Origin of the sequence: Pseudomonas edaphica (assembly GCF_005863185.1) — a bacterium.
Taxonomy (GTDB): domain Bacteria; phylum Pseudomonadota; class Gammaproteobacteria; order Pseudomonadales; family Pseudomonadaceae; genus Aquipseudomonas; species Aquipseudomonas edaphica.
The window spans coordinates 1-9510 of sequence record NZ_VBVZ01000213.1 but is presented as its reverse complement, the minus strand read 5'-3'; the positions used below and the strand labels follow the sequence as shown (position 1 = coordinate 9510).

11 protein-coding genes are annotated in these 9510 nt (G+C 60.1%); 1 reads left to right on the top strand and 10 read right to left on the bottom strand.

Annotation, left to right across the window (positions count from 1 at the left end; genetic code table 11):
* Positions 1–49: 49 nt before the first annotated feature.
* The 8 genes from FEM54_RS15725 to FEM54_RS15690 all read right to left on the bottom strand — a co-directional run bounded on the left by FEM54_RS15725 (position 50) and on the right by FEM54_RS15690 (position 6644).
* Positions 50–955, bottom strand: a complete 906-nt coding sequence (locus FEM54_RS15725; RefSeq protein WP_138451805.1) for a sugar kinase — start codon at positions 953–955, stop codon at positions 50–52.
* Between the two features lie 118 nt (positions 956–1073).
* Positions 1074–2282, bottom strand: a complete 1209-nt coding sequence (locus tag FEM54_RS15720; protein WP_017135912.1) for an amino acid deaminase — start codon at positions 2280–2282, stop codon at positions 1074–1076.
* Between the two features lie 9 nt (positions 2283–2291).
* The gene (locus FEM54_RS15715; protein ID WP_106580124.1) at positions 2292–3056 is read right to left on the bottom strand and encodes an IclR family transcriptional regulator; all 765 of its coding nucleotides are present in this window, start codon (positions 3054–3056) and stop codon (positions 2292–2294) included.
* 166 nt (positions 3057–3222) lie between these two features.
* On the bottom strand, positions 3223–3612 hold the full coding sequence (locus FEM54_RS15710) for a RidA family protein (protein WP_010210958.1): 390 nt from the start codon (positions 3610–3612) through the stop codon (positions 3223–3225).
* Positions 3613–3627: 15 nt separating this feature from the next.
* Entirely contained in the window at positions 3628–4410 is a 783-nt protein-coding gene (locus FEM54_RS15705; RefSeq protein WP_017135914.1) for an amino acid ABC transporter ATP-binding protein, read from the bottom strand.
* Positions 4407–5069, bottom strand: coding sequence for an amino acid ABC transporter permease (locus tag FEM54_RS15700; protein WP_017135915.1), 663 nt, complete (start codon positions 5067–5069; stop codon positions 4407–4409). The genes FEM54_RS15705 and FEM54_RS15700 overlap by 4 nt, the downstream gene beginning before the upstream one ends.
* A gap of 11 nt (positions 5070–5080) precedes the next feature.
* Entirely contained in the window at positions 5081–5743 is a 663-nt protein-coding gene (locus FEM54_RS15695) for an amino acid ABC transporter permease (RefSeq protein WP_017135916.1), read from the bottom strand.
* A gap of 52 nt (positions 5744–5795) precedes the next feature.
* A complete protein-coding gene (locus tag FEM54_RS15690) occupies positions 5796–6644 on the bottom strand; it encodes a transporter substrate-binding domain-containing protein (protein WP_017135917.1) in 849 nt (282 codons plus the stop codon).
* A gap of 376 nt (positions 6645–7020) precedes the next feature.
* Here FEM54_RS15690 and FEM54_RS15685 point away from each other — a divergent pair, with 376 nt between their 5' ends.
* Positions 7021–7368, top strand: coding sequence for a thioredoxin family protein (locus tag FEM54_RS15685; RefSeq protein ID WP_138451803.1), 348 nt, complete (start codon positions 7021–7023; stop codon positions 7366–7368).
* Here FEM54_RS15685 and FEM54_RS15680 read toward each other — a convergent pair.
* Both FEM54_RS15680 and FEM54_RS15670 read right to left on the bottom strand, forming a co-directional pair.
* A complete protein-coding gene (locus FEM54_RS15680) occupies positions 7316–8893 on the bottom strand; it encodes a TerC family protein (RefSeq protein ID WP_138451801.1) in 1578 nt (525 codons plus the stop codon). The genes FEM54_RS15685 and FEM54_RS15680 overlap by 53 nt on opposite strands.
* 369 nt (positions 8894–9262) lie before the next feature.
* Positions 9263–9510: sugar-binding domain-containing protein (locus FEM54_RS15670; protein WP_276614590.1), on the bottom strand; the 248-nt coding region annotated here is incomplete at its 5' end.

Here is a 9510-nt window from a genome sequence, read left to right as displayed (position 1 = left end):
CGCTCAAGTGTGGGAGCTGGCTTGCCTGCGAACCGCCGCAGGCGGCCATTCACCGCGCAATCAAAGCCCCGGGCACCTGAATCACCCTACTCGCCAACCGATGCCCGGCCAACGCCGCCTGTTCAGGCGAGCCGCCCTTGAGCCGACTGGCCAAATACGCCGCACTGAACGAGTCCCCCGCCGCCGTCGTATCCACCACCTTCTCGACCTTCAGCGCCGGCACCGCAAAGCGCTCGCCATCACAACGGATCAAGCACGCATCCGCGCCACGCTTGAGCACCACTTCTGCAATCGCCGGGTACGCCGCGAACACCTGCTCGCTGTTGGCATAACCAAACAACGCGCGCTCGTCATCCTCGGTCAGCAGGGCGATATCCACCTCGGCCAACACCTGGTGATACGCCGCGCGCGCCGCGTCGACACTCGCCCACAGGCGCGGGCGATAATTGTTGTCGAACACCACCCGGCCACCGCGCCGGCGCGTTTCGATCAGGGTTTGCAGCAAGCGCTCACGCCCGACTTCACCCAGTACCGCCAGAGTGATGCCGCTGAAATACACCACGTCGTAGTCCGGCAACGCCGCCAGGATCGGCTCGGCTGCCGGCGTGGTAAAGCAGTCGCGCACAGCGGCTTCGTTGCGCCAGTAGAGAAATTTGCGTTCGCCATTGGCGTCAGTCTGGATGCAGTACAACCCCGGTAGACGCCCGGGCAGGCGCTGGACCATGCCCAGCCCGAGGCCTTCGGCGGTCCATTGCTGGCACATGGCATCGCTGAAACTGTCATCGCCCAGGGCGGTCACGTAGTCGACCGTGCCAACGGTGCCCAACTCGCGGCGCAGGTACACCGCCGCGTTCAAGGTGTCGCCGCCGAAGCTCTGTTGCAGGCTGCCATCGGCGCGGTGTTGCAGTTCGATCATGCATTCGCCGATCAGGGCGATGCGGGGAGTTGTGTTCATGCCTGGGGACTCTGGGTGTGTGGGAGGGCCTCATCGCAGGCAAGCCAGCTCCCACAGTTGGAATGCATTTCAACTTCAAAGGTGGGAGCTGGCTTGCCTGCGATGGCCACGACGCGATCTAGAAGCAGGTATGCAAGGATTCAACGACCTGCAACCGCTCATCCACCAGGCAACCCACCTGCCACTTGTCAAAGGTCAGGCACGGGTGCGAAGTACCAAAGGAGATGATGTCGCCGATACGCAACTCAACCCCCGGCGCCACCGTCATGAACGCGTGCTGGTCCATCACCGCCGTGACTTTGCACGCGGTTACATCATCGCCTTCAGCCGGCACAATCCCGGCCTTGTAGCGCTTGAGCGGCACCGGCAAACCGGCGTCGTAGGCCACGTCACGCTTGCCCAGGGCAACCACCGCAAAGCCAGGCTCGGGCATCGATTGCACGTGGGCCCAGACTTCCAGGGCCGGGCGCAGGCCTTCGTTGAGGTCGCCGCGACGATCAAGCACGCAGCACTGCGCTTCTTTGTAGATGCCATGGTCGTGGGCCACATAGCTGCCGGGGCGCAACACGCTGAGGAAGCGCCCGGCGGCGTTTTGCGCTTCGAACGACTCGGCGATCAGGTCGTACCAGGCCGACCCCGAGGCGGTGATGATCGGCTTGGGCAAGTCGAACGAGCCATTGTTTTGCAGGTCCACGGCCAGGCGCACCAGGCTGGCGGCGAAGTCACGGATGCCGCTGACGGCGTGTTCGCCGTGGATCACACCTTCGTAGCCTTCAATACCCGTCAGGGCCAGGGCCGGTTGGGCCTTGATTGCCTTGGCCAGCTCGCGCACTTCCTGCTCGCTGCGGCACCCGCAACGGCCACCGACCACACCGTATTCGATCATCACGTTCAGGCGCAGGCCACGGGCGGCGAAGAACAGCCCCAGGTCAGCGACGTTGTCCGGATGATCAACCATGCAGTGAAAGTCAAAATCCGGGTCCGCCAGCAGGTCGGCGATCAGCGCCATGTTCGGCGCGCCCACCAGCTGGTTGGCCATCAATACGCGGCGCACGCCACCGGCATAGGCGGCGCGGGTCTGCACGGCGTTGGCCAGGGTGATGCCCCAGGCGCCCGCCTCGATCTGACGCTGGAACAGCGCCGGCATCATGCTGGTTTTGCCATGGGGCGCGAGCTCTGCACCGCTGTTGCTGACAAATGCCTGCATCCAGCGGATGTTGTGTTCCAGTGCATCGCGGTGCAGCACCAGGGCCGGCAGGCTGACGTCGCGCACCAGGTGGGCACCGACGGCGGCGGCGCCTTTTTCAACGGCATTGAGGGCAGACATGAAGTACTCCTATTCGTTGATACGCCGGGCCAGGTTATTGGCGCTGTCAATCAACACCCGGCGATAGTCGTTGTAGTTTTTGATCGCATCGGCGCGCGGTGCAACGATGCACAAGGTCGCAATGCTGATGCCCTGCGCGTCCCGCACCGGGGCGGCAAAGCAATGGGTGAAGGTGTCGGCCACGCTGTCGAAGGAGAAAAACCCATCGAGGGTGGCTTGACGGATTTGCGCCAGGAAGGTTTCCAGCGGCAGGCGCTGGCCGTCCGGCAGGATGAAGTCGTCGTAGTCGATCAGGTCGATGATCTGCTGGTCGCTCAAGTGCCCCAGCAACAAGCGCCCGGAAGCGGTCCAGGGGATTGGCGCGTTTTCGCCGATGTCCGAGGAGATACGAAAATGCCGCTCGCCTTCGCGCATCAGCGCCACCGTGTATTTGCGCCCGTTAAGCAGGCACATCTGCGCGGTTTCATGGGTCTGGCTGACGATCTCCTGCAAGGCGTGGTCGGCCTCGCGGGTCAGGTCGAAATGGCGCAGGTGCGCCTGGCCGAGAAAGTACAGCTGGCGGCCGAGGTAGACGTGACCGTCCTTGCCCACCGTTTCCAGAATGCGCCGCTCCAGCAACGACGCGACCAGTTCATAGACGGTGGATTTGGGGCTGCCGATGCCGCTGGCAATATCATTCGGGCGCAGGGGCTGGCCGATCTCCTTGAGAAAATCGAGGATATCGAATGCACGGTCCAGTCCTTTGGCGCGGCGTTTGATGGTGTCTTCGGTCATGGCAGTCGTCGATCCGGTCATAGTGGTAATGCTGCACAGTGATACCCTGTGGGAGCGGGCTTGCCCGCGATGGCGGTGGTTCAGTTACCCAGGGCTGCCTGACACGCCGTCATCGCAGGCAAGCCAGCTCCCACATTGGATTTCAGTGATCTCAAGAGAGGGGCATTTAGCCTTTTTTCTTGTAGGCCACGCAATCGATCTCGACCTTGCAGTCCACCATCATGTTGGCCTGCACACAGGCGCGTGCCGGGGCGTGTTCCGGGGTGAAGTATTCGCCGAACACTTTGTTGAAGCTCCAGAAGTCCCGTGGGTCTTCCAGCCATACGCCGACGCGCACCACGTCTTTGAGTTCGTAACCGGCCTCCTCCAGAATCGCCACCACGTTGCGCATGGTCTGGCGGGTTTGCTCGATGATGCCGCCGGTGATGATTTCACCGTCTACCGCCGGCACCTGGCCCGACACGTAGAGCCAGCCGTCAGCTTCCACGGCGCGGGCGAAAGGTCGCGGCTGGCCACCACCGGCGGTGCTGCCGGCGCCGTAACGAGTAATGCTCATAAAAATTGCTCCTGATTAAAAACGAATGTTCTTCAAAAATTCCGCCAGGCGCGGCGATTGCGGGCGTTCGAAGATGTCTTTCGGCGCGCCCTGCTCTTCAATGCGGCCCTGGTTCATGAAGACGATCTTGTCCGACACTTCATAGGCAAAGCGCATTTCGTGGGTGACCAGCAACATGGTCATGCCCTCTTCCGCCAACCCCTTGATCACACTGAGCACTTCGCCCACCAGTTCCGGGTCGAGGGCCGAGGTGACTTCATCAAACAGCATCAGGCTGGGGTTCATGGCAATGGCGCGGGCAATCGCCACGCGCTGTTGCTGACCGCCGGAAAGTTGACCGGGGAAGTGATTGCGGCGTTCCAGCAGACCTACGCGGTCCAGCCATTTTTCGGCCAGGGCCACAGCCTCATCCTTGCCCATCTTCTTGACCTTGAGCAGGCCAAGGGTGACGTTTTGCAACGCGGTCAGATGCGGGAACAGGTTGAATTGCTGGAAGGCCATGCCGGTCATAGCACGGTGCTGGGCAATCACCCGCTCGGGGTGACGCACACGTTTACCGGCGATTTCGCTGTAGCCGATGGACTCGCCGTCCAGGCTGATCTGCCCGCCCTGGAACTCTTCGAGCAGGTTGACGCAACGCAGCAAAGTGGTCTTGCCCGAGCCGCTGGAGCCGATCAACGTCACCACGTTGCCGCGCTGCATGGACAGGTCAACGCCCTTGAGCACCTCGACCTGGCCATATTGTTTGCGCAGGCCACGAATGTTCAGCAGCGGTTGGTTGGTTTGAGGTTGGTTCATGGCAAGGCCACCCGCTTTTCAATGTAGCGCCCGAATAACTCGATGGCGTAGTTGATGACAAAGAACAGAAACCCGGCGAACAGGTAGAACTCCAGGGTCATGAAGGTACGTGCGATGACTTGCTGGGTGCTGAGCAGCAGTTCGGCCACGCCGATCACCGAGAGCAAGGTCGAGGCCTTGACGATTTCGGTGGAGGAATTGACCCAGGTCGGCAGGATCTGGCGCAACGCCTGGGGCAACAGCACGTAGGTCAGCGATTGTTTGAACGTGAGCCCAATCGCCTTGCCCGCTTCCAATTGCCCACGGGGAATGGCTTGCAGCGCGCCGCGCACGATTTCCGCCACGTGGGAGCCGCAAAACAGCGTCAACCCGACGGCGCCGGCCTGGAACGCGCTGATCTGCCAACCGAGCGCCGGCAGCATGTAAAAACACGCCAGCACCAGCACAAACACCGGCGTACCGCGCACCAGGTCGACGTACAGACGAAACGGCGCGCGCATCCAGAACTTGCCGTAGGTGAGGATCAACCCGGCAAAGATACCGATCAGCGTGCCAAAGATAATCGCCAGCACCGAGCAATAAATACTGGTTTGAAACCCCGCCCAGAGCGTATCCCGGGCGATCCACAACTCATGCAGCCAGCTTGGGGACTCGTACATGCAAACCCTCCTTAACGACGGATCGCCAGACGCTGTTCCAGGTAACGGAGCAGCATGGCAATGAAGTAACAGGCCGCCACGTAGAGCGCGGTCGTGACCATCCAGGTTTCAATCACCCGGTAGCTTTCGACGTTGATCTTGCGGGCGTAGTAGGTCAGCTCCGGCACCGCAATCGCGGCCGCCAGCGACGTGTCCTTGAACAGCGAAATAAAGTTGTTCGACAGGGCCGGCAACACGTTGCGCAGCATCACCGGCACGGTGATGTACGCGCGGATTCGCCACTCGCCCAAACCGATGGCCAAGCCGGCTTCACGCAAGCCCTTGGGAATATTCAACAGCCCGGCGCGGAACACTTCGGTCAGGTAAGCACCGGCATACAGCGACAGGGTGATGATGAACGAGGGGATCTTGTCGAGCCGGATCCCCAGTGTGGGCAAGGCAAAGTAGATCAACAGGATCAGCACGAGGATCGGCGTATTGCGGATCACCGTCACATACACCGAGGCGAAGATTCGCAACGCCCGGTGCTTGGACAGCATGGCAAACGCCATCATCAGGCCGATCACGCAACCGATGGCGATCGACAGCAAGGCCAGTTCGAGGCCCAGGCCGAGCCCCGCCAGCAAGCTGGGGAAATCACGCCACACGGCGGCAAAGTTCAACTGATAGTTCATGGTCGACAGTACCTGCTCGGGGCGCCGTCAGCGACGCCCCAGGATTTACGATTTACTTGAACTCAACCGGGAAACCGATCGCAGGCTCTGGCAAATCCACACCGAACCATTGTTTGAACGAGGCTTTGTAGGCCGGGAATTCCACGCCGGTCATGGCTTCATGCAGCGCGGTGTTGACGAAGTTCAGCCAGTCCTGATCGCCACGCTTGACCGCGCACGCGTAGGTTTGCGGGCTCCAGGCGTAGGTCGGGCTGCGGTAGCGGCCCGGGTTTTGCACCATCAGGTACTTGACCGAGGACTGGTCGGTGGCGGCGGCATCGGCACGGCCGGAGTTCACCGCCTGGTACATCAGGTCGACGCTGTCGTACTGGTCAACCTTGGCCTTTGGCAACGCCTGGTGCACCAGCTCTTCGGCATACACGTTTTGCAGCACGGCCACGGTCACGCCATCGCCCGCCGCTTGCAGGTCTTCGATTTCCTTGTATTTGCTGTTGTTCGGCAGCAACAGGCCCACACCTTCGCGGTAGTAAGGCAGGGTGAAGGCAACCTGCTGTGCACGGCTGGCGGTGACGGTGATGAACTGGCAACTCATGTCGACCTTGTCGGTCAGCAGGTTGGGAATACGCGCGTCAGAGGACTGCACCACAAACTCGACCTTGCTTGGGTCGTTGAACAAACCTTTAGCCACGATTCGGCCGATGTCGATATCAAAACCCTGCAACTTGCCATCCGCTCCCTGGAAGTGCCACGGCGCATTGGTACTGCCTGTACCCACAATGAGATGCCCACGTTTGAGCACATCATCGAGCTTGCTGTCCGCCGCGTGCACAACGCTTGCGAGGGAAGCCGATGCGGCGAAGAGAAAAACACACGCTTTAAACACGGAAGGTCGGTGATGCATGACAAGCACTCCAGGAGTTGTGTATTCCGCTATACCGGAACTTGGTATGTAACAACGGAATAGACAGCAGAAAGTGTGCCACACGCGCTAACGGAAAAATATGTCAGGGATAAATTCTTTTTAAATCATATGGATAGTTAACTGGCCAGGACGCGGCGTTACGCCACCCTTTCGAATCGGCTTGCTACCCAAGACCCCACACACCGGTGACAACCCTCAATCGAGTGCGCCAGAACAGTGTTACCGCGCACCCTTGCAGTGCGCGCGCCATGGATGCGTGAGCATGTCTACCTGTGAAGGTTGACAGTAGACGGCCCTGCCCGGCAGTTCTAGCGTATGTACCCAACGTCTATGAGCGGGCACGCAAGGAAATCCTATGGGCATTGCAAGCATGACTTACAGCGATCTGGAGGACTACGAGGCGCAACTGAAAAAATATGCGGCGGCCATCGTGTTATTCACTCATCCCGATTGCGCGGGCTGCGTTGGACTCGACGAGAGGTTCGAGACCATCGCCAAACAATACGCTGGCCCTGTAACAGCACTGATCGTGAATACCGACCGAAATCCGAGGGTGCCCAGCGTATCGGGCACCCCGGCGACGCTGGTGTACCAGTTTGGCAAGGAGCAGGAGCAGCTTGTTGGCCGCCCCTTAGACGCTGATGCGTTTTTCAGCGACCTGTTTGAGGACTATTCATCAAGGGAAATAACAGCACCTGTATGACCCGACGCTCCTCAACCGCCGCGACGGTCAAGCGCCAGCCCTCATGCTCCAGGCTATCACCCACCACGGGCAGGCGGTCGAGCAGGCTCATCACCAACCCGGCGAGGGTTTGATAGTCCTGGGTTGCGGCAGCCTTGAAGCCGGTACGCTGGCGCACCAGGTTAAGGTTCAAGGCGCCATTGGCGCGGTAGCCCTCGCCCTCCTCGACAATATCCGGCCCTTCGATTTCGCTGGCGTCCGGCAACTCACCGGCGATGGACTCAAGGATGTCGGTCATGCTCAACACGCCCATGAAGTCGCCGAATTCGTTGATCACGAACGCAATGTGAGTTGACTCCTGGCGCATTTGCTCCAGCGCGTTCAGGATCGAAAAGCTCTCCAGCAAATTGACCGCCCGGCGCGCCAGGTGCTCAAGGTTAGGCTCATTACCGGCCAGGTACTCCTTGAGCAGTTCCTTTTTGTGCACAAAACCCAACGGCTCATCCACAGCGCCGTTGCGGATCAACGGCAGGCGCGAATAGGACGAATGCATCAGTTTTTGCCGGATGCTGTCGGCGTCGTCCGCCAGATCGATACAGTCGACCTTGGCCCGCGGCGTCATCAAGGTACGGATCGGCCGCTCGGCCAATTGCAGCACGCCGCTGATCATCACGCGCTCACGTCGATCAAACAGCGGGCCTTGGCCGGCATCCGGCTCGCCCAGCAGGTCAGCAACGTCGTCATCCACGCCCTCTACCGCCAAACTGCGGCCACCGAGCAAACGCATCACCGCATGGGCGGTACGCTGGCGCACGGGCAAGGTGCCCTGCGCCGACTTCTTGCGACGGGCGCGGGCAATCTGGTTGAACAGCTCGATCAGGATCGAGAAACCAATCGCCGCGTACAGGTAGCCTTTGGGAATATGGAAGCCCAGGCCTTCGGCGGTCAGGGCGAAACCAATCATCATCAAAAAGCCCAGGCACAACATAATGACCGTCGGGTGCGCGTTGACGAAACGGGTCAGCGGCTTGCTCGCCACGATCATCAGGCCGATGGACACGATCACCGCGATCATCATCACGGCCAGCTCATCCACCATGCCCACGGCGGTAATCACCGCGTCGAGGGAGAACACCGCGTCGAGCACCACGATCTGCGCCACGATCGGCCAGAACATGGCGTAAGCCACATTGCCCGTGCGCTGCGCCACATGGCCTTCAAGGCGTTCGTGCAACTCCATGGTGGCCTTGAACAACAGGAACACACCACCAAACAACATGATCAGGTCACGCCCAGAGAAGCTCTTGTCGAACACCTCGAACAGCGGCTGCGTGAGCGTCACCAACCAGGAAATACTCGCCAGCAGGCCCAAACGCATCAGCAACGCCAGCGACAAACCGATCAACCGCGCACGGTCGCGCTGCTCCGGCGGCAATTTGTCCGCCAGGATCGCGATAAACACCAGGTTGTCGATGCCCAGCACCAGTTCCAGCACAATCAAGGTCAACAGGCCGAGCCAGGCCGTTGGATCCGCTAACCATTCCATTTAATAGAGTCTCTTTAAAGTTTTCAGAACGCCGGACACGGCAAGGCGCGATCAATGGACCGGGACAAGGTTAGCAGTCGGAATACGGGGTGCTTCAGCGGGAACAGCGACAGTGAGTGCCTTGGGGAAAGACGACTGGGAGGCTCCGAGAGGGTGTTCATGCAAGTCCTGCAGTGAGAAAAGGACTTGAATCGTACAGTCGAAACTCAAATTTCCCACACTGCAAAACTATTACAAAATCTGTAAGCCCAACACATAACCCCTGTGGGAGCTGGCTTGCCTGCGATAGCATCACCTCGGTGTTACTGAAAGACCGAGTTGTCTGTATCGCAGGCAAGCCAGCTCCCACAGTTTTTGACCTTTGTACATTCAGGACTTACGCGTCGCATCATCCAGCGCCAGAATCGTGTGCGCATTCGTCACCGTGGTCGCCAACGTATTAATCACCCCCGAGCGCAACGCGCCAAGCGTCGCCGCCGCCTTGGTGTTCTCGCTGGCAATCGCCACCACATCCGGGATGCGAAACAACTCCTGCACGGTCAACCCGATCACCCGACCTTGAATCGCGTTGACCGCCGGCTGGCCGTGGATGTCGATAAAGTCATACCCCATCATGT